We start from the raw sequence: 20204 nt of genomic DNA on the forward strand, positions 1-20204 counted from the left end.
GTTCAGCCCTCCCTCGACGCGAGCAGTCCGGGCAGGTCCGCCACGCCGTCCAGGACGTGGGTGGCCCCGGCCGCGCGCAGGGCGTCGTCGTCGTGGGCGCCGGTGCGGACCCCGGCGGCGACCGAGGCCCCCGCGCTCAGCCCGCTGCGGATGTCGGAGGCGGTGTCGCCGACGACGGCGACGGCGGCCACGGAGGAGACCCGCGCGCGCAGGGCGGCGGTGAGCACCATGTCGGGGTGGGGGCGTCCGCGCCCGCCCGCGTCGGCGGGGCACAGGACGAGGTCGGCGGCCTCCCGCCAGCCCAGGGCGCTCAGGATGCGCTCCTGGGTGTCGCGGGAGAAGCCGGTGGTCAGGGCGGTCGTGCGGCCCTGGGCGCGCAGCTCGCGCAGGGCGTCCTCGGCTCCGGGCAGGGGCGCGCAGCGGCCCTCGTCCACCAGGCGGGCGTAGGCACGCTCGAAGGCGCGGTTGGCCTCCTGGGCGCGGTCCTCGTCGCCGCACAGGTGGCGGAAGACGGTGATCTTGGACTCGCCCATGGTGGCGCGCACGTACGCGGCGGCCTCGGGGGTGTGGTCGGGCAGGGCCGCCTCGAAGGCCGCCTCGACGAGGCCGTCGTCGGCGACGGTGGTGCCCGCCATGTCCAGGACGACGAGTTCGACGGGCGGGGCGGGGACGGTGGTGGAGTGCATGGTTACCAGCCCAGTTCGTTGGCGGTGGTCTCGGCGATGGCCGGGGAGCAGGTCATCCCCCGCCCGCCCGGTCCGGTGACCAGCCAGGCGTCGGGGCCCACGGGGGCGCGGTGGACGACCCGGGAGGGGTCGGCGCACTGGGCGTAGACGCCCGCCCAGCGCCGGCGGATCGGGGGCAGCGGTCGGCCCAGGAGGCGGCTGGCGACACCGGCGAGGTGCTCGTAGGGGTCCTCGGCGGTGTCGAAGGAGAAGGGCGCGTCGTACTCGTGGGTGTCGCCGATGGTCAGGGAGCCGTCGGCGCGCTGGACCATGAGCAGCTGCATGCGGTGGTCGCGCGCGGTGGGCGGCTGGGGCTGGGCCTCGTCGAGGGAGTCCAGTTCGGGGCCCCGGTAGGCGGGGTAGTAGCGGAAGCTGTCGCCGTCGGCGACGGAGGTGGTGAGGGTCTCGCCCAGGGGCTCGGTCTGCGCCATCTGGAGGCGGACGCGGCGCACGGGCAGGTCGGGGACGAGTTCGCGGACCAGGCCGCCGAGCCAGGCGCCGGTGCACAGGACGACGGCGTCGCCCCGGTGGACCTGCCCGTGGTCGTCGCGGACGGCGCCCGGTCCGGCCAGGTCGCGGACCTCGCGCCCGGTCAGGAGGGTGTAGCGGCCGCTGCGGCCGAGTTCGGCCTGGAGGGCGGCCTGGGCGGTGCGGGGTTCGACCTGGGCGTCGCTGCGGCACCACAGGGCGCCGAGGTGGTCGCCGCGCAGGGCCGGGTTGACCTCGCGGGTCCGCTCCGGGCTGAGGAGTTCGTAGCCGCGCTCGGCGGCTTCGGAACCCCCGGCCGCCGCCTCGGCCACGGCCAGTTCGTGGCCGGTGGTGGCGACGGTGAGGGAGCCGGAGGCCCGGAAGCCCAGGGCGGGGACGCGTTCGGCGATCTCCTGCCACAGGACGCGGGCCCGGCGGGCGGCCTCCAGTTCGGGGCCGGGAGCGCGTCCGCCGACCCAGACGAGGCCGAAGTTGCGGACGGAGGCGCCGCGGGCGGCCGCCTCCCGTTCGAGGTGGACGACCTCGTGACCTCGGGAGACGGCGTGCCAGGCGTGCATGGTGCCGAGGACTCCGGCACCGACGATGATCACTCGCATGGTCCGAGGTTCGCCGGTGCGGATGGAGGCGACCGAGCGCGGCGGGGACGTCCCGGTGAACCAGGGTCAAACTTTGGACCAGACCCGTTACCTTTTCGATACAAAAGCGCCCGGCGGACGGGGCCGCGGTCCGGTGCCCGCCGGCGGACTCCCCTACTCGCGCCCGTCCCCGGCCAGGTGGACGCTGAAGCTGAACCGGTCGCCCCGGTAGAGCGAGCGCACCCGTTCGAAGGGGCCGCCCTTCTCGTCCCGGGAGACGCGGTGGATGAGCAGCATCGGCAGCGCCGGAGGGGTGCCGATGAGCAGGGCCTCGCGCGGGGTGGCCAGCACGGTCTCCAGGCGCTCGTCGGCGTCGCCGAACGTGATGCCGACCCTGTCGGCGAGGTAGCCGTAGAAGGTGGAGTCCGGGTCGAAGTCCACGTCCAGGCGGGGCACGCGCGCCACCGCGATGTAGGTGGACTCCAGCCCCACCCGCTCGTCGTCGGCCAGCAGCACCCGCTCCAGGTGCCAGACCGGCTCGCCCGGGCTCAGGTGCAGCTCCTCGGCCAGCCGGGGCGGGCACGGCCAGCTGCGCAGGTCGATGAGGGAGCGGCCCGGCCGCCGCCCCTGGCGGCGCACGCCCTCGGTGTAGCTGGCCAGGGACAGGGGCTGCTCCAGCTTGGGGCCGGCCACCACCGTGCCGCGCCCGCGGCGGCTGAGCCTGCCCTCCAGCAGGAGGTCGCGCAGCGCCTGGCGGACCGTCTCGCGGGCCGCGCCGAAGCGCTCGGCCAGCTCGCGTTCGGTGGGCAGCGGCTGGCCCACCACCAGCCCGGACACCAGCTCGGTGAGCTGTATCCGGACCGCGTAGTACTTGGGGACGCGCCCGTGCTCGGGGACGCCCGCGCGCACGGGGGCGCCGCTGTCCTGGGGGATTCCTGGGATCGACACGCGGGTCATTGTCCACCACACCGGTGAACGGACGGCGACCCGCGGTGGTGGCGGACCTCTCACCCGGGTTCGGGTACGGCGTCGATGAGCGCGGCCAGTCCCTCGGCGTCGAGCAGGTCCGCGGGGCGCACGGTCAGCCCGGCCCGCACGTAGTGGAAGGCGGCGCTCACCTCCTCCAGGGAGACCCCGGCCAGGTCGGCCCAGGCCAGCCGGTAGGCGGCCAGCTGCACGCCCACGGCGCGGCGCTCGGGGCCGTTGCCGGGCGGGCTCCCGGTCTTCCAGTCCACCACGTCGTAGCGGCCGGAGGCGGGGTCGTGGAAGACCGCGTCCATGCGCCCCCGCACGAGCCGGTCGCCGATGACCGTCTCGAAGGGCACCTCCACCTCGACGGGCACGCGCGAGCCCCACTCGCTCTCCTCGAAGCGGCTCTGGAGGTCGGCGAGGTCCTCGTCCTGACCAGCCGTCTCGTCGGCGGCGCCGGGCAGCTCGTCCAGCAGGGCGGCGCGCTGGCCGAACCGCTGCTCCAGCCAGGCGTGGAACGCGGTGCCCCGGCGCGTGTGCGGCGCGGGCGGGCGCGGCAGCGGCCTGCGGATCTGCCGGGCCAGGGCGGAGGGGTCGCGGGCCAGCCACACCATGGACGACACCGACAGGTGCGCGGGCAGCTCGACCTGGACCGTGCCGTCCCCGGATCCCGGCCCCTCGGCGCGGCGGTGGGCGAGCAGCAGCTCGGTGTCGCGCTCCCAGCCCCCGATGCGGCGGCGCAGCCCGGGCGGCGGCGCGGCCTCCTCCGCGGGGTCGGCCTCCCCCGCGAGCAGGCGGGCGCGGGCGCGCTCGACCATGGCCGCGCCCTCGGCGATCTGGGCGCGGCGGTCGCGCGGCCGGTCCGGTTCGGCGCCCTCCTCCGGGGGGCCGGAGCCGTCGTCCTCCTGCGGCGGCCACACGGCCGTGCCGTCGTCCTCCTCCTCGTAGGGGTTGTCGTCGGGATCGGGCCTGGGCTCCCAGTGCGCGACCTCCCCGGCGCCGCCCTCGCAGGCGAGGCGGATCTCCTCCAGGAACGGGGAGGGCCCGCGCTCGCTCGCGGCGTCGGTGCCCCACCAGTGGCCGGTGCACAGCAGGGCGAAGGAGGCGCGGGTGACGGCGACGTAGGCCAGCCGCCGCTCCTCCAGCAGGTGGCGCTCGCGTTCGGCCTCCTTGAACGCCTCGATGCCCTTCTTGTCCACCGCCAGGAGTTCGGGCAGGTTCTGGCGGTCGCCGCGCAGCCGGTAGGGCAGCAGGTGCTCGCCCTTGATCCACATGTCGCCCTCGGACAGGCTCGTGGGGAACAGCGGGGCGTACTTGCCGCCGCTGACGCCGGGCACGACCACCACGGGCCACTGGAGCCCCTTGGAGGCGTGCACGGTCATGAGCTTGACGGTGTCGCTTCCGCCGACGCGCTCGCCGGGGGCCAGGCCGCTCTCCCGTTCCGATGCGGCCCTGAGGTAGCTGAGGAAGCTGCCGAGGGTGGGGTCCTCGCTGCTCCCGGCGAAACGGACCGCGTGGTCGACGAAGGCGTCCAGGTCGGCGCGGGCGGACAGGGGGTCGCGGCCGCTGCGGGCGCCCACCTCGATGTCCAGTCCGAGCATCCGCTCGGTCTCGGTGACCAGGTCGGGCAGCGGCTGGCCCACGAGCTTGCGCAGGGAGCGCAGCTCCTCGGCGAGGCGGCCCAGGCGCTCGTAGGCGGTCGCGGAGTACCTCTCGGCGGGGCCGGGGTCGTCCACGGCGTCCACCAGGCTGCCGCTCTCGGCGGTCAGGTCCAGGACCGTGCGGCGCAGGATGTCGTCCTCGGCGCTCTGGTCGGGCTCGGGCCCGGTGAGGTCGCGCCGGGTCTGGCGGGCCAGCTCGGCGGCGCGGGCCCCGAGGGCGGCCAGGTCGCGCGGGCCGATCCGCCAGCGCGGCCCGGTGAGGAGGCGGGCGAGCTCGTTGCCCGCGGAGGCGTCGTGGACCACGCGCAGGGTGGCGATGATGTCGCGGACCTCGGGCACCATCATGAGCCCGCCCAGGCCGACCACCTCCACCGGGATGTCCAGCTCCTCCAGGGCCTCCCGGATCGCCGGGAACTGCGAGCGCTTGCGGCACAGCACGGCGACGTCGCCGGGGCTGACGCCGCCGTCCGCGGCGCCCCCCGACTCCCCCGGCGGCCAGGGCAGCCCGTCGGGGGCGGTCGTGGCGCTGCCCGCCCGGCCGGGGGCGGCGCGCAGGTAGCCGGCGACCTGCTCGGCGATCCACCGCGCCTCCTCCCGCTGCCCGATGAACAGACCGGTCCGGACGGCGCCGCGGCCGCGCCGGGCCGGGCCGGGGTAGAGCACGGGCACCTCGGCGCTCTCCGCGCGCAGCGGCTCGGAGATGTGCTTGGCTACCTCCAGGATCCTCTCGCCGTTGCGGAAGCTGGTGGCCAGGCGGCGCACGGACGCGGCCCGGCCCGGCGCGGCCGGGAAGTCGTTGGGGAAGTTGGCGAGGTTGGCGGCGATGGCCCCGCGCCAGCCGTAGATGGACTGGCAGGGGTCCCCGACGGCGGTCACGGCGTGGCCCTCGCCGAACAGCGCGCGCAGCAGCACGAGCTGGGCGTGGCTGGTGTCCTGGTACTCGTCCAGCAGCACCACGCGGAACCGGCCCCGTTCGATGAGGCCGACCTCCGGGTGGTTCTGGGCGATGCGCGCGGCCAGGGACACCTGGTCGCCGAAGTCCATGGCCTCGCGCACGTGCTTGGCGTGCTCGTAGCCCTCCACGAGCGGCAGGAGCTGTTCGCGGCGCAGCTGGGCGTTGAGCAGGTTGCGGGTGGGCACCGCGGGTTTGCGCGGCAGGGCGTCGACGGCCGCGCGCAGCCACCGGCCGATGCCGCGCACCTGCTCGGTGGTGGTGAGGTGGTCGGCGATCTGCCCGGACAGCTCCAGGACCCGGCGGGTGACGGTGTCGGCCCCGACCGTGATCAGGTCCATGGGGCCGTCGTACTCGCCCACGACGCGGGCGGCGATCTGCCAGGCCTGCCCCTCGCTGAGCAGCCGGGAGGTGGGCTCGACGGCCTCGCGCAGGGCGTGGTCGGCGACGATGCGCCCGGCGTAGGCGTTGTAGGTGGACACGGTGGGCTCGCCGTCGAGCAGCTCCTCGGGCAGCTGTTCGGTGGCGCGCAGCTGCTCCAGGCGTTTGCGCACGCGCTCGGCCAGCTCGGCGGTGGCCTTGCGGGTGAAGGTCAGGCCGAGGATCTGCTCGGGGCGCACGTGGCCGTTGGCGACCAGCCACACCACGCGCGAGGCCATGGTCTCGCTCTTTCCGGACCCGGCGCCCGCGATGACCACGCCCGGCTCCAGCGGGGCGCAGATGACCTCGGACTGCTCGGCGGTGGGCTCGGGCTGGCCGAGGAGGCGGGCGAGTTCCGGGGGCGAGAAGCGGGGAGGAGGAGCGGGAGCGGGTTCGGGTTCGGGGTGGGGGCGGGACGGGGACCGGCGGGGGTGGGGGTGGGGGTGGGTTTCAGACATGTCTGCCCTCGTCCTGAACCGGGCAGCAGGCGCGCACGGCGCACGACCTGCATCCCTTGTTGCGTGTCGCGGTGAATCGGGATCCGCCCATGCCGGTGGCGACCTCGCGCACCAGCGTCCCGGCCCATCCGGGGTCGGGGTCCTCGCTCAGGGGCGGCTGGGGTTGTTCCCGGGCCCTCTGGATCTTCTCGCCGACCTGCACGAGCGCGGCGCCGCCCGGCTCGGTGAGGCCGAGCTTGGCGAAGGCGCCCTTGAGCACGGCCATCTGGTAGACGCCGAGCTGGGGGTGGCGGGCCAGGTCGTCGGCCTTGTTCTTCCCGGTCTTGATGTCCACGACCACGGCCCTGCCCTGGTCGTCGCGTTCGAGGCGGTCCACGCGGCCGGTGATCTCGATGCCGCCCACGTCCACCCGGAAGCCCTCCTCGGTGACGACGAGTTCGCGGTCGTTGGCGGCCTCCCAGTCCACGAGCTTGCGGACCATCGTGTCGGCGCGGTCGCGCTGCGCCCTGGCCTGCCAGGGGCCGCCGAAGTCCAGGTCGGCCCAGATCTCGTCCATGCGCCCGCTGATCTCGTCGGGGGTGCTGCCCTGGGCGACCAGGACGGCGACCGCGTGCACGACGGTGCCCAGGGCCGAGGCCGAGTCGCCGGAGGAGGCCCCGGCGGCGCGTTCGAGGAGCCAGCGCAGCTGGCAGTTGGTGAAGCTCTCCACCTGGGAGGGCGAGACGCGGATGGTGTCCTCCTCCTCGGCCAGGGGCCGGTCGTCGGTGAAGGGGGTGAGCGCGTACCACTCCGCGGGGTCGGCGCCGCGCACGCCCTCCTCGGCCAGGCGGGCCAGGTGGGTGGCGGCGGCCTCGCGCAGCGGTTCGGGGGCGCCGGGGTCGGTGACCACCGAGCGCAGGTCGGCGACGAGCGAGGGCAGGGACAGCCAGCGCAGGCCGGTGCTGACCGGCTCGGGCTCGCCCACGCCCATCTCGTTCAGGAAGCGCGAGGGCCGCTCGTCGGTGTCCTCCCCGCCCACGGCGGTCACCACCAGGGTGCGGCGGGCGCGGGTGAGGGCCACGTAGAACAGGCGGCGCTCCTCGTCCAGGAGTTTGGAGGCCAGGGCAGCTCCGGAGGAGTCGGCGGAGTGCACGTCGGTGTCGACGAGTTCCTCCACGCCGAGCAGGGAACCGCGCAGGCGCAGGTCGGGCCAGTCGCCCTCCTGGGCTCCGGCGACCACGACCAGGCCCCACTCCAGGCCCTTGGAGCGGTGGGCGGTGAGGATGCGCACCGCCTCGCCCTCGGGCGCGCGCTCGGCGAGGCTGTCGCCGGGGATCTCCTGGGCGGCGAGGTCCTCCAGGAACCCCGCGGGACTGCCGGGGGGCAGCCGGTCGCAGTAGCGGGCGGCGCTCTCGAACAGGGCGACCACGGCGTCCAGGTCGCGGTCGGCGGCGGCGCCCCGGCGGCCCCCGGCCAGGCTGGCGCGCAGCAGGCGGTCGGCCAGGCCGCTGTCGCGCCACAGCTCCCACAGGACCTGTTCGGCGTCGGCCCCCCTGGCGTTCAGGTCGCGGACGGTCCGCAGCGCCTGGGCGACACGGGTGGCGGGCGCGGCGATCTCGGGGTCGACGAGGGTGAGCTCGGCCGGGTCGCGCAGGGCGTCCACGAGCAGCTGCGCGGAGGGCCGGTAGGCGCCGCTCCTCTCCTCCCGGGCGCCTTCCCGCGAGGCGTCCCCTTCCGGGGCTCCGCCGTGGGCGCCGCCGTCGTGGGCGCGGTCCAGGTCCAGGCGGCGCAGCGCGCGCACGAGCCTGCGCAGCCGTACCGTGTCGGCCTCGCCGAAGGGGCTGGTGAGCAGTTCGCGCGCGGCGTCCTCGTCCAGCTCGGCCGGGGCCAGCCCGTAGCGGATCAGCGCGAGCATGGGGCGCACGATGGGCTCGGCGGCCACGGGCAGGTCGTCGGCGCCGACCGCGACCGGGACCGAGGCGGCGGTCAGGGCGCGGCGCAGCACCGGCAGCTGGCGGGTGGAGGAGCGCACCAGCACGGCCATGTCCGACCACGGGACGCCGTCCACCAGGTGGGCGCGGCGCAGGGTGTCGGCGATGACCGCGGCCTCCTGGGCGGCGCTGTCGGCCAGCAGCACGCGGACCTCGCCGTCGGGCACGCCCTCGGCGGGGGTCAGGTCGCGGTGCTCGTTGACGTGGCCGCGGGCGGAGGCGACCGCGGGCAGGCGCCGGGTCAGGCCGCGCGAGGCCGACAGCAGGGCGCGGCCGCTGCGGCGGCAGGTGCGCAGCGCGACCACGGGCGCCTCGGTGCGCCGCGCGGTCGGGAAGCGGCGCGGGAAGTCGAGGATGCCCCGCACCTCGGCCCCGCGGAAGGCGTAGATGGACTGGTCGGGGTCGCCGACCGCGACCAGGTCGCGGCCGTCCCCGGCCAGGGCGCGCAGGAGTTCCTCCTGGGCGGGGTCGGTGTCCTGGTACTCGTCGACGAACACCGCCTCGTGGGCGGCGCGCTCGCGCTCGCGGACCCCGGGGTCGGAGAGCAGGTTGGCGGCGACGCGCACGAGTTCGGCGTAGTTGAGCGTGGGCACGGGGGCGATGTCGAACCGGCCGGTGTAGCGGTCCAGGAACCCGGCCGCGGCCACCCAGTCGTCGCGGTCGCGGTCGCGGCCGAGCGCGGCCAGCTCGTCCGGGCCCATGCCGCGTTCCTGGGCGCGCATGAGGAAGTCGCGCAGCTCCTCGGCGAACCCGCGGGTCTCCAGGGCGGGGCGCAGGCGCTCGGGCCAGTCCGCGGCGCCGTCCAGGGCCTCGCCCCGCAGGAGTTCGCGGACCTCCATGAGCTGCTCGGGGCCCGAGAGCAGGCGCGGCGGCAGGTCGCCCATGCGCTGGAACTCGCGCCGGATCAGGGCGTAGGCGTAGCTGTGGAAGGTCAGGGCCAGCGGTTCGCGGGTGGTGCGGCGCAGCCGGGCGGTGATGCGCTCGCGCAGCTCCTGGGCGGCCTTGCGGCTGAAGGTGAGCACCAGCACGCGCGAGGGGTCCGTGCCCCGGTGGTCGATGCGGTCCACGACCGACTCGACGATCGTGGTGGTCTTGCCTGTCCCGGGACCGGCGAGCACCAGCAGGGGCCCGCCCTCGTGCTCGACCACGCGCCGCTGGTTCTCGTCCAGCACCGGCGGCGGCTGCACCTGGTGGGCGCGCCGCACGAGACGGTACGGAGATGTGTTCACACCCCCCAGTTCACCAGAGGGTGGCGACCATCCCGCACGTCATCCCCGCCACAGCGGACCGCTCAGCCCCCGCCCTCCCCGTCCCAGCGGGCCCTGCGCATGTCCACGCGATCGCTTGCGGGGCGCATGGGCGTGCCCTCCGCCGCGTAGTGGGACAGGGCGCGGACCTCGTTGCAGGAGGGCGGTCTGCCGTCCGCGCGCACCACGCGCCACCAGGCCACCGCACCGCCCCAGGAGGACATGACCGAGCCGACCTGGCGGGGTCCTCCCCTGCCGACGTACTCGGCGATGTCGCCGTAGGCCATCACCCGTCCCGGCGGGATCCGCTCGACCACCGCCAGGACCTCCTCGGCGTAGTCGTCCGGCCCGCCCTCCGCGTCCTCGAACACAGGCGGCAGCCTACCGGGGGCCGCCGACACGGCGGGGCCCGCCGCGGAGGCGGCCCCGGCGTGCGCGGTGTCCGGTCAGGCGGTGACCTGGTCGCCGTGCGCGCCCCAGGCGAGTTCGGGGTCGCGCCTGCGGGCCTGGCGCGCCTTGACGAGTCCGAACGCCCCCAGCAGCGCCACGACGGCGCCGAGGATCCACGCCGTCCAGGCGGCGGCGGTGAGGTCGGTGAAGCCCAGCAGCCACGGCATCACGAAGACCAGGACGCCGATCGCGAGGACGCCCGCCTCGCTCGACAGCGCCCCCGGCCGGGTGATGGATACCACCGAGGCCACGATGACGCCCAGTCCGAGGACGAACATCGCTCCCCCGCCGAAGCCGTACATCCCGTGCCAGATCCAGCTCAGTCCCAGGGCCAGGCCGGCGAGGATCGCCACCCAGTCCGCCCAGCGTCCCCTGCGTCCCATGGAGCCACCTCCCGAGGAGCGGGCCGCCGTCGGCCGACGGCCCCTGTCCGGACCCCTACCCATCCGGCGGGCTGAGCAGGCACGACGGCGGAACCCGGGACGGCTCGGGGGCCGGGGCGCGAACGCGGCGGGGCGGTGCCGGAAGTCGCCTCCCGGCACCGCCCCGTCCCCCGTCGGGCCCGTCCGTCAGTACTCGGGCAGGCTCGGGTCGACCTGGTTGATCCAGGCCAGGACGCCGCCGCCCACGTGGACGGCGTCGGAGAACCCGGCCGCGTGCACCGCGGCCAGCGCCTCGGCGGAGCGGACGCCCGACTTGCAGTGCAGGACGATGCGCCGGTCCTGCGGCAGCCGCTCCAGGGCCTTGCCGTTGAGGAACTCGCCCTTGGGGATGAGCGTGGCGCCCGGGATGCTGACGATCTCGTACTCGTTCTTCTCCCGGACGTCCACGAGGAAGATCTCCTCGGGCTTGTTGTCCAGCAGGTCCTTGAGCTCGCCCGCGGTGATCGTGGAACCGGCGGCGGCCTCGGTGGCCTCCTCCGACACGGCGCCGCAGAACGCCTCGTAGTCGATGAGCTCGGTGACCGGCTCGGTGTCGGGGTCCTTGCGGACCTTGACCTCGCGCCAGGTCATCTCCAGGGCGTCGAAGATGAGCAGGCGGCCCACCAGCGGCTCACCGATGCCGGTGATCAGCTTGATGGCCTCGTTCACCATGACCGAGCCGATGGAGGCGCACAGCACGCCCAGGACGCCGCCCTCGGCGCAGGAGGGCACCATGCCGGGGGGCGGGGGCTCGGGGTACAGGTCGCGGTACTGGGGCCCGTACTCGTTCCAGAAGACGCTGACCTGGCCGTCGAAGCGGTAGATCGAACCCCACACGTACGGCTTGTCGAGGATGACGCAGGCGTCGTTGACCAGGTACCGGGTCGCGAAGTTGTCGGTGCCGTCCAGGACCAGGTCGTAGTCGGCGAAGATCTCCAGCGCGTTGTCCGAGTCCAGGCGCTCCTGGTGCAGGATGACGCGGACGCCCGGGTTGATCTCCTTGATGCTGTCCCGGGCGGACTCGGCCTTGGGGCGGCCGACGTCGCTCTGTCCGTGGATGACCTGGCGCTGGAGGTTGGACTCGTCGACGACGTCGAAGTCGATGATGCCGAGCGTGCCCACGCCCGCGGCGGCCAGGTAGAGCAGCGCCGGGGAGCCCAGGCCGCCCGCGCCGACGACCAGGACCTTGGCGTTCTTCAGGCGCTTCTGCCCGTCCATACCCACGTCGGGGATGATCAGGTGACGCGAGTAACGGCGCACCTCGTCCACGGTCAGCTCGTCAGCTGGTTCCACCAGCGGCGGCAGCGACACGGTGACTCCTCATGTCTGTTCGGGTTGCTTCGCACCGCCCGTACCGCGGGGGCCACCGGGCGAGGGGGCGGGGAGGCGAAGCGTGCTTGCACTCATACCCAACCTAACGGGTGGGGTATTGCATTCCCGCCACCGGGAGGCGTGGAGCACACCCTTCGCGGGTCCGTCCCCGCCCGTCACAACCAACGCGGCGTGCGAGTTCATCCCGGGGGCCGCGCGTACCGGCCCGGGCGGCGGGTAGTGGTCGGGCGTACGCACGGCGACGACGTTGGGGAGGACCCCGTGGCACAGGAGAACCGTTCCGTGGGACGACGCCCGGCCGCCGGAGGGGACCCCGCGGCCGAGGTGCCCGAGGCCGACGCGGTCGAGCAGCGCGCGTCCGCCGGGGCCGACGAGGGCGGGGACGGGTGGGAGGACCCGCCGCAGGAGAGCTTCGAGCACGCCGCCGAGGCCGACGTGGTCGAACAGGCCCGCGAGGCGGGCCCGGACGACGAGGAGCGGCGCTGACGGGGGGCTCCCCCGCCCGGGACCGCGTCCTTTTTCCTCCGCTTCCTCCCGGCCGCCGATCGCGGCCCTGACCACGTGTTCGGCCGGTGCCTCACCGTGCCCGCCCGGAACCCCGACCGGCTTCCCGCTGCTCACGGGGAACCTACGCCGGAGTAGGATGAGGGGGACCGCTGTGGAGCGCGCCACTGGCCGCGCTCCGCGAGCACTAGCCACGCAGATGTCCGGTTATGGCGTGCATCTGCCATGCCGAGTTCGGAGGGTCGGTGTGACAGCTCCTTCAGACTCCCGCGCCCGGGGAACCCGTCTGCCCCGGGTCAGGCGCCGCCGCCAGCTCCTGGCCGCGGCCCAGGAGGTCTTCGTCGCGCGCGGGTACCACGCGGCGGCGATGGACGAGATCGCCGACCGCGCCGGAGTCAGCAAACCGGTCCTGTACCAGCACTTCCCTGGGAAGCTGGAGCTGTACCTGGCCCTGCTGGAGGAACACTCCGAGGTGCTGGTCGACAAGCAGCGCGAGGCCCTGGAGAGCACGGACGACAACCGCCAGCGCGTCATCGCGAGCTTTCGCGCCTACTTCGACTTCGTCGCGGGCGACGGCGAGGCCTTCCGCCTGGTCTTCGAGTCCGACCTGCGCAACCTCCCGGCCGTTCGGGCCAAGACCGAGGAGACCTTCCAGCGCTGCGCCGAGGCCATCGGCGAGGTGATCCGCCAGGACACCAGCATCTCCGACGAGGAGGCGCACCTGCTGAGCATCGGACTGGTCGGCATGGCCGAGACCAGCGCCCGGTACTGGCTCAACAGCCGCGGCTCCGTGCCCAAGGACGCGGCCGAGCAGCTGGTGGCCCGCCTGGCCTGGCGCGGGATCAGCGGCTGGGACCTCCAGCGCGGCTCCGGCGAACAGGGCTAGGGGCGCGGCCGCACCCGCCGCCCGCAAGGCGAGGGCCCCCGTGCGCGCACGGGGGCCCTCGCCTTTCCCGGTGCTCCCCGGAAAGCGCCCCGGCACACGGAAAAGGAATTTCTTCCCACCGCCGCGCAAGGAATGTCCCAAAAAAAGGTAATCACCTCCGCTTGCGTGGGACAAGCGATTCAATTGCCGCCCTCCGGGTATCGCCGGAATGAGAAGTAACGCACTTCTCTTCGCCGTATCCGCCCGGTCCTTCGCTTCGAAGCCCCGGCGGAGCAAGCGATTTGGGGGTGAAGACGTTATGGACATGGGTCAGGGCCTGTCGACGGCCTGGCAGGCGGTGGCGAGTTTCGTGCCTCTGCTGATCGGCTTCCTGGTGATCCTGGTCCTGGGATGGATCATCGCCTGGCTGGTGGGCAAGGCGGTCGCCAAGGGTCTGCACGGCGTCGGACTGGACCGCGCCCTGCACCGCGGAGGTGTGGGCGAGTACTTCGAGCGCAGCCGGTGGAGCGCCAGCGAGCTGTGCGGAAAGATCATCTACTACGTCGGGCTGCTGTTCGTGTTCACGCTCGCGTTCAGCGTCTTCGGACCGAACCCGATCAGCACGCTGCTCAACGACGTCATCGCCTGGATCCCGCGCGGCATCGTCGCGCTGGTGATCGTGGTGGTGGCCGCGATGATCGCCAAGGCGGTCCGCGACATCGTCTCCGGCGCGCTGGGCGGCCTCTCCTACGGCCTCTTCCTGGCCAACGCCGCGGGCGTGTTCATCCTGGCCCTCGGCGTCATCGCGGCGCTGAACCAGATGGGCGTGGCGGTGACCGTCACCGTGCCGGTGCTGATCGCGGTCCTGGCCACGATCGGCGGCATCCTCGTCGTCGGCGTGGGCGGCGGCATGATCGAGCCGATGCGCTCGCGCTGGTCCCGCTGGCTGGACGTGGCCGAGCGCGAGACCAACCGCATGAGCGAGGAGGGCAGCTACCGGGCCGGCCGCGAGGCGGCCCTGGGCCGTCCCGCGGACGCCGGGCGCACGGAGCCGCGCGAGGGCGCGACCTCCCAGAGCGCGCGGCGCGGCACGGGCGGCGAGCCGCCCGCTCCGTAGCCGGGGCGCGGACACGCGACGAGGGCGGGGCCGTGCGGCCCCGCCCTCGCCGTGTGCCGTCAGGATCGCTCGGCGGGCCGGTGCGAACGGCCCGCGAGGCGCCTCCTAGAGGAATTCGGAGTCGCGCAGCTCCAGGCGGGAGAGGTGCTCGATCCGCCGGAAGGTCAGTACGACGGAGGCGATGATCGGGAGGAAGGCCAGCCAGAAAGCGGCGTTCCCGGGCCCGGTGAAGACCATCGACACCAGCGCGACGACGAAGATCAGTGCGAAAAGCGCGAAGTCGACGCGGTCCTGTTGGATCAGGACGCCGACCGGTGGGCGCGCCGCCCCATGCCGACCGCTCCTCATTCGCCTTCCTTTCTCGCGGCTCTGCGGGCCGCTCCGCAAGTTACGGTGTCTGTGGTCCGTTTTCCGGACCGACATAACACCGTCAGTCCCAGGTTGCATTCCGCAGGGCCCTGGTTCTGCCGCGGTGCGCCGGGCCGTGGTCGGCCGCTGTGGAGTCACCGGTACTTTTCAGCGTACGCCCGATGACGGGCCTCCACCGGAGAACGGGCAGGGGCGGGGGCCACGAGGAGCTCGGGTTGTGGACCACACCGTTCTGCGGACGCCACCAAACCTAGCGGACGAAACCGCGCTCCTTGGCCAGTCGGCAGATCGCGAGGATGCGCAGTGTCTCCCAGTCGTACTCGACCGCCTCGGAGTCCCAGCCCCGTTCGAGGCAGCCGTCGAGGAACCCGTGCAGGTAGGTGCCCAGGGTGCGGGCGTTGAGCACGCCGCCGGAGGAGGTGATGCCTTCGCACACCTGTGCGGCGTGCTGGTCCAGCTCAGCGCACATCCAGGGCTCGATCGGGGCGCCTAGGGGGCCGATCCGGTGGAAGTCACGGGTGAGTCCGGCCAGCGGATGGCGCACGGAGGTCCCACTGGGCATGGAAGTACCTACTCGCGTGGTCAGGAGACGGAAACTTCACTGATTTTACGGCCAGTGCCCAACGAATCGTCACGAAAGTGTTGGATATTACCCGCGCTTGACCAAGGTCGCACAGGTCCCGGTCAAGGACGGGCAAGGAATCGGGCCGCCGCGACAGCGGGTCAGGCGGTCAGCCCCATGGCCCTGAGGCGGTCGGAGTGGCGATCGGTGAGCGAGGCGAACATCCGGCTGACCGCGGCGAGGTCTCCGAGCCCCGTGCCGTCCGCGGCGTGTCCGCCGTCCCCCGCCAGGAGCGCGGCGAGCCGGGGGCGCGAGACCGCCACCGCCTGCGCCTGGCTGAGCGCCTCGCCGACCAGGCGGCGCGCCCACAGGGACAGGCGCCCGACCAGCTTGGGGTCCTCCTCCACGGCGGCGCGCACCGTCGCGGAGACGAACTCGGCCCGGTCGGTCTCGGCCAGCACGCCCTCGACCAGGGTGCGCGTGTCCTCGTCGGCCAGCTCGGCGACCTTGCGGTAGAAGTCCCCCGCGATGCCCTCGCCGACGTAGGTCTTGACCAGGCTCTCCAGCCAGCTCTGCGGCTCGGTCCTGTCGTGCCAGGCGTCCAGCGGCTCCACGAAGGGCTCCATGGCCTCCTCGGGCACGACGCCCAGCTCCTCCAGCCGGTCGCGCAGCGACTGGTAGTGCGCCTGCTCGGTGGCGGCGAGGGCGGCCAGCTGACCCTTGGAGCGCAGCGACGGGGCCAGGCCCGCGTCGTCGGCGAGGCGGAAGAAGGAGCCGAGCTCCGCGTAGGCGAGCAGGCCGAGCAGGTCGATCACGCCGGGCTCGGCGGAGGGGCCGTGGGTCATGCCCGTCAGGGTATCGCCAGGCCGCCCGGGCGCCGAACCGGGGACTAAACGGACCGAAGGCACGGTTGTACACGCCGGGAGCGGGTACGGTCCAAGCCGTCCACAGCCCGGTGAACTGGTATGTCCACCTGGCGAGTCACCAGCTAGACTCTGCGTGATGACCGGTGTGTGCGCCCGACGCGGACATCTCCCTCACACACGCGGGATCTCCCACGTACCGGCGCCGCGGAGGCGGCGCCCGCACAGGCGCGGACCCCACCGACGGTGGCCCGGACCGCGCGAGGAACAACGACGAACCACGGATGCACCCCGTCCCGAGCGGGGACGGTCCCGATCCGCGGCCGGACAACCCCTGCGCCGCACGGGTCCTCACGGCAGCGCCACCGCACCGTTCCGCGAGAGGAACGACCGGTGAGCCGCGCCCCCGCGGCGGCCAGGAGCCGTCCGCGACCGCATCCCGCCGCGGCCACGCCAACGTTGCGGCCCGCCAAGATGGAGGCTTGAGCCCTGAGCAGCACAGCAGAGACCACCAAACCCAAGACGACCTTCCGCGACCTCGGTGTGAGCACCGAGCTCGCGGACGCCCTGGAGGCCGAGGGGATCATCGAGCCCTTCCTCATCCAGGAACTCGCCCTGCCGATCGCGCTGGGCGGCAGCGACATCATCGGCCAGGCCCGTACCGGCACCGGTAAGACCCTGGCCTTCGGCCTGCCCCTGCTCCAGCGGGCGCAGAAGGACCCCGGAACGCCCAAGCGGCCGCGCGCCCTGGTCGTGGTCCCCACCCGCGAGCTGGCCATCCAGGTCGCCGCGGACCTGACCACCGCCAGCAAGCGCAGCGGGACCCGCATCCTGACCGTCTACGGCGGCCGCTCCTACGAGCCGCAGGTCAACGGGCTCAAGGAGGGCACCGACGTCGTCGTCGGCACCCCGGGCCGCCTGCTGGACCTGGAGAAGCAGAAGCACCTGCGCCTGGACGGGGTGTCCGCGGTGGTGCTGGACGAGGCCGACAAGATGCTCGACCTGGGCTTCCTGCCCGACATCGAGCGCATCCTCACCAGGACCCCGGACGACCGCCAGACCATGCTCTTCTCGGCCACCATGCCGAGCGAGATCGTCTCCCTGTCGCGCAAGTACCTGCGCCGTCCCACGCACGTGCGCGCGAGCGACGACGACGAGATCGACGGCTCGGCCATCACGGGGCAGATCACGCAGCACGCGTTCCGCACCCACCAGATGGACAAGATCGAGATGCTCGCCCGCCTGCTCCAGGCCAGCGACCACGGCCAGAGCATGGTGTTCTGCCAGACCAAGCGGGCCTGCGACCGGGTGGCGGGCGACCTGGAGGCGCGCGGGTTCGCCGTCGCGGCCGTCCACGGCGACCTGGGGCAGAGCCAGCGCGAGCGGGCCCTGCGGGCCTTCCGCAACGGCAAGATCAACATCCTGGTCGCCACCGACGTGGCCGCCCGGGGACTGGACGTGGACGACGTCACGCACGTGGTCAACTACGAGACCCCCGAGGACGAGAAGACCTACACGCACCGCATCGGCCGCACCGGCCGGGCCGGGCGCAGCGGCACCGCCGTCACCTTCGTGGACTGGCAGGAGATGCCGCGCTGGAAGCTGATCAACGGCGCCCTCGGACTGCCCTTCCACGAGCCGGAGGAGACCTACTCCACCTCGCCGCACTTCTTCGAGGCGCTGCGGATCCCGGCCGGGACCAAGGGCAAGCTGGCCGAGGACCGGCGCGACGATCACGCGGGTCTGGAGGCCGAGGAGATCGAGGACATCGGCGACACCGGAGTGGCGCGCGGCGAGCGCGGCGGCCGGCGGGGCCGGGGTCGCGTCGAGGGCGCGCGCTCGGGGAGCGGACGCGGTGAGAGCGACCGTGACGAGGGCGGGCGCGGTCGCGGCCGCAACCGTTCGCGTCGGCGCACCCGCGGCGGCCAGGGCACGGCCGGGGTCGAGACCGCCCCGGGCGGGAGGGCCGAGAGCACGCCCGCCGCCCAGGAGGCGCCGCGCGAGGGCGCGGCCCCCTCCGACGAGGGCGCGCGCAGGGTACGGCGCCGCCGCCGCACCCGAGGCGCGGTCCGCAGGGACCCCGAGAACACCTGACCCCTCCCGGCGCCCGCCCGTGGCGGGCGTCGCGGCCGTGCGCCCCGCGCCCGTTCGCGGGGCCCTGGGACCGACGTCCGCGCCGGTCCCGGCCGTCGGCCACGGCCCGGGTTATCTCTGCCCGGGCCGGCGATCGTCTAGGGTGACCCGACGTGAGTACACCTCAGTTCCTCGACCTGCCACCGGGCGTGCGACGCGCCGATCTGAACCTGTCGTACGGTCCGGTGGCCGCCCTGCGGGCGCTGCCCACCTCCGGCGGCCCCGAACTCGCCCCCGCTGTCCTGGTGCACGGGTTCACCGGCAGCAAGGAGGACTTCATCTCCCTCCTCCAGAGCCTGGCCCAGGCCGGGCGGGAGGTGGTCGCGATCGACCTGCCCGGCACCTACGAGTCGCCGGGCCCCGAATCCCTCTCCCCTCCCCCGGGCGTGCGCAGACCGGACTACGGCCTGCCCTCCCTGGGCGCGGTGGTCACCGAGGTCATGGACCAGATCGGTGACGGCGGCCCCGTCCATCTGCTGGGCCACTCCTTCGGCGGGCTGGTCTCCCGCGAGGCCGCGCTGGTGGAGATGGCCCCGCTGGCCTCGCTCACCCTCCTGTGCTCGGGCCCCGGCGCCCTGAGCGGCCCGGGCGCGAACACGGCGAGCGCCCTCATCGCCGCCGTGTCCATCAACCCCACCGCCGAGCGGCTCCGCGAGCTGTGGGAGGAGCAGTTCGACTCCGTGGCGCGGGCCCGCAGCCCCCGGCCCGAGATCCGCGACTTCCTGCGCGAGCGGCTGCTCAGGAGCAGCGCCGTGGGCCTGATGCACATGGCCGAGGAGCTGGTGTCCGCGCCGGACCGCGTGGACGAGGTGGCCCGGGTGGAGGTCCCCAAGCTGGTCCTGTACGGCGAGAACGACGAAGCCTGGCCGCTGGAGGAGCAGGACCGGATGGCCGAGCGGCTGGGCGCCAAGCGCCTCGTGGTGCCCGGCGCCGGTCACTCCCCCAACGTGGAGGCGCCCGAGACCGTCGCGAGCGCGCTGACCGCGTTCTGGAACGAGGCGGAGTCGGTGGGCCGCCGCTGACCCCGTCCCGCACGGCGACGGCCGCCGCCCCGTCCGGGCGGCGGCCGTGCGGGGGCGGGGCCCCGGAAGGTCCGTGCTCAGACCCAGGAGTCGAAGTTCTTGCCCTCGGCCGCCGCGGTGGTGGCCGGGCCGCGGTCGGGCAGGATGCGCGTGTCCGGGGGCAGGGACAGCAGCGCCTCGCCGATGGAGGCGAGCTGCGTGGTGTAGTCGATGTAGGTGTTGCCGACCATGCCGGGCTCGCCCTTGCGCAGGGTGTCGCCGCCGAAGACGACGCCGCGTTCGCTGACGTAGTAGCCGACGGTGCCGGGGGAGGTGCCGGGCAGGGCCAGGACGTCGATGTGCAGCTTGCCGATGTCGAGGGCGCCCTGGCCCTCCACCTCGATCTCGGGGCGGTGCTCGGCGCCGTGGTGGCGGCGCCAGGCGCGCATCTCGCGGGGGTGCAGCGCGATGGGGGCCTCGGACTCCTCGGCGACCTTGATGGCCGACTCGATGTGGGGGCTGTAGGCGTTGGTGCAGGCCACCAGGTAGACCTCGCGCTCACCGATGGCCGCCAGGATCGCCTCGGCGTCGTGGCCGGGGTCGATGACGACGACGCCCTCGTCGTCGGCGTCGATGATCCAGGTGTTGCTGACGACCGGGTACTCCTCGCCGTCGAACTCGAAGGTCCCGGCGGTGCGCACGCGCGTGATGCCGTCCTCGTCGGGGCCGGTCACCCCGGCCTCCTCGCCCTCGTCGGCGAAGACGTCGGCCTTCACCGGCGCCTCGTCCTCCTCGTCGTCGGACTCGTCGTCCGCGTCGGAGTCCTCGGACCCGTCCGCCTCCCCGGCCTCCTCCGCCTTCTCGTCGGCGGCGGAGCCCTCGGCGGCCCCGTCCTTCTCCGCCCCGGTGAGCTCCCCGGCGTCGACGGCGGGCTCGGCGGCGCCGTCGTCGGCGGCCTCGGCGGAGGCCTCGGCGGTCCCGGCCGGGTCCTTGGCCCCGTCCTCCGCGGCCACGTCCCCGCTGGCGGCGGTGGTCTCCTCGCGCTCCGCCGCGGCCTCCGCAGCGGAATCGGTGGCCTCCTGGCCCTCCTGCTTCTTCGACTTCCGATTCCAGAACACGG

Annotated in this window: 17 protein-coding genes; 5 read left to right on the forward strand and 12 right to left on the reverse strand. The window is 74.0% G+C overall.

Annotation, left to right across the window (positions count from 1 at the left end; all coding sequences use genetic code 11):
- Positions 1 to 2: 2 nt before the first annotated feature.
- The 8 genes from NDAS_RS18900 to moeZ all read right to left on the reverse strand — a co-directional run bounded on the left by NDAS_RS18900 (position 3) and on the right by moeZ (position 11649).
- A complete protein-coding gene (locus tag NDAS_RS18900; RefSeq protein ID WP_013154821.1) occupies positions 3 to 686 on the reverse strand; it encodes a phosphonatase-like hydrolase in 684 nt (227 codons plus the stop codon).
- A gap of 2 nt (positions 687 to 688) precedes the next feature.
- The gene (locus tag NDAS_RS18905) at positions 689 to 1804 is read right to left on the reverse strand and encodes a TIGR03364 family FAD-dependent oxidoreductase (protein ID WP_041552860.1); all 1116 of its coding nucleotides are present in this window, start codon (positions 1802 to 1804) and stop codon (positions 689 to 691) included.
- Between the two features lie 159 nt (positions 1805 to 1963).
- Positions 1964 to 2746, reverse strand: coding sequence for a GntR family transcriptional regulator (locus tag NDAS_RS18910; RefSeq protein ID WP_013154824.1), 783 nt, complete (start codon positions 2744 to 2746; stop codon positions 1964 to 1966).
- Between the two features lie 50 nt (positions 2747 to 2796).
- On the reverse strand, positions 2797 to 6249 hold the full coding sequence (locus NDAS_RS18915) for an ATP-dependent helicase (RefSeq protein WP_013154825.1): 3453 nt from the start codon (positions 6247 to 6249) through the stop codon (positions 2797 to 2799).
- Positions 6242 to 9424 carry an ATP-dependent helicase gene (locus NDAS_RS18920; protein WP_013154826.1) on the reverse strand — a complete coding sequence of 1061 codons (3183 nt, stop codon included), beginning with the start codon at positions 9422 to 9424 and terminating at the stop codon, positions 6242 to 6244. The genes NDAS_RS18915 and NDAS_RS18920 overlap by 8 nt, the downstream gene beginning before the upstream one ends.
- Before the next feature lie 86 nt (positions 9425 to 9510).
- Positions 9511 to 9837: an MGMT family protein gene (locus NDAS_RS18925; protein ID WP_013154827.1), complete on the reverse strand. Its 327-nt coding sequence runs from the start codon at positions 9835 to 9837 to the stop codon at positions 9511 to 9513.
- 75 nt (positions 9838 to 9912) lie between these two features.
- Positions 9913 to 10299: an SPW repeat protein gene (locus tag NDAS_RS18930; RefSeq protein ID WP_013154828.1), complete on the reverse strand. Its 387-nt coding sequence runs from the start codon at positions 10297 to 10299 to the stop codon at positions 9913 to 9915.
- A gap of 186 nt (positions 10300 to 10485) precedes the next feature.
- A complete protein-coding gene (gene moeZ, locus NDAS_RS18935; RefSeq protein ID WP_013154829.1) occupies positions 10486 to 11649 on the reverse strand; it encodes an adenylyltransferase/sulfurtransferase MoeZ in 1164 nt (387 codons plus the stop codon).
- 282 nt (positions 11650 to 11931) lie between these two features.
- Here moeZ and NDAS_RS18940 point away from each other — a divergent pair, with 282 nt between their 5' ends.
- The 3 genes from NDAS_RS18940 to NDAS_RS18950 all read left to right on the forward strand — a co-directional run bounded on the left by NDAS_RS18940 (position 11932) and on the right by NDAS_RS18950 (position 14156).
- On the forward strand, positions 11932 to 12156 hold the full coding sequence (locus tag NDAS_RS18940) for a hypothetical protein (RefSeq protein ID WP_013154830.1): 225 nt from the start codon (positions 11932 to 11934) through the stop codon (positions 12154 to 12156).
- A gap of 265 nt (positions 12157 to 12421) precedes the next feature.
- Positions 12422 to 13060 carry a TetR/AcrR family transcriptional regulator gene (locus NDAS_RS18945; RefSeq protein ID WP_013154831.1) on the forward strand — a complete coding sequence of 213 codons (639 nt, stop codon included), beginning with the start codon at positions 12422 to 12424 and terminating at the stop codon, positions 13058 to 13060.
- 298 nt (positions 13061 to 13358) lie between these two features.
- Positions 13359 to 14156: a mechanosensitive ion channel family protein gene (locus tag NDAS_RS18950; protein ID WP_013154832.1), complete on the forward strand. Its 798-nt coding sequence runs from the start codon at positions 13359 to 13361 to the stop codon at positions 14154 to 14156.
- Between the two features lie 105 nt (positions 14157 to 14261).
- On the opposite strand, the gene NDAS_RS18955 is transcribed toward NDAS_RS18950, so the two are convergent.
- From NDAS_RS18955 to NDAS_RS18965, 3 genes are all read right to left on the reverse strand, one after another.
- Complete coding sequence (locus NDAS_RS18955) at positions 14262 to 14504, reverse strand: hypothetical protein (protein WP_013154833.1); 243 nt, start codon at positions 14502 to 14504, stop codon at positions 14262 to 14264.
- 271 nt (positions 14505 to 14775) lie between these two features.
- Positions 14776 to 15087, reverse strand: coding sequence for a DUF6401 family natural product biosynthesis protein (locus NDAS_RS18960; protein ID WP_013154834.1), 312 nt, complete (start codon positions 15085 to 15087; stop codon positions 14776 to 14778).
- A 161-nt stretch (positions 15088 to 15248) separates the two neighbouring features.
- Positions 15249 to 15932: a ferritin-like fold-containing protein gene (locus tag NDAS_RS18965; RefSeq protein WP_013154835.1), complete on the reverse strand. Its 684-nt coding sequence runs from the start codon at positions 15930 to 15932 to the stop codon at positions 15249 to 15251.
- A 561-nt stretch (positions 15933 to 16493) separates the two neighbouring features.
- Here NDAS_RS18965 and NDAS_RS18970 point away from each other — a divergent pair.
- Together NDAS_RS18970 and NDAS_RS18975 are read left to right on the forward strand one after the other, a co-directional pair.
- On the forward strand, positions 16494 to 18044 hold the full coding sequence (locus NDAS_RS18970; RefSeq protein ID WP_013154836.1) for a DEAD/DEAH box helicase: 1551 nt from the start codon (positions 16494 to 16496) through the stop codon (positions 18042 to 18044).
- Between the two features lie 188 nt (positions 18045 to 18232).
- Entirely contained in the window at positions 18233 to 19105 is an 873-nt protein-coding gene (locus NDAS_RS18975) for an alpha/beta fold hydrolase (RefSeq protein ID WP_041552862.1), read from the forward strand.
- 77 nt (positions 19106 to 19182) lie between these two features.
- On the opposite strand, the gene NDAS_RS18980 is transcribed toward NDAS_RS18975, so the two are convergent.
- Positions 19183 to 20202: an MBL fold metallo-hydrolase gene (locus tag NDAS_RS18980; RefSeq protein WP_013154838.1), complete on the reverse strand. Its 1020-nt coding sequence runs from the start codon at positions 20200 to 20202 to the stop codon at positions 19183 to 19185.
- Between the last annotated feature and the right edge of the window lie 2 nt (positions 20203 to 20204).

Source organism: Nocardiopsis dassonvillei subsp. dassonvillei DSM 43111 (genome assembly GCF_000092985.1).
Classification (GTDB): Bacteria; Actinomycetota; Actinomycetes; order Streptosporangiales; family Streptosporangiaceae; genus Nocardiopsis; species Nocardiopsis dassonvillei.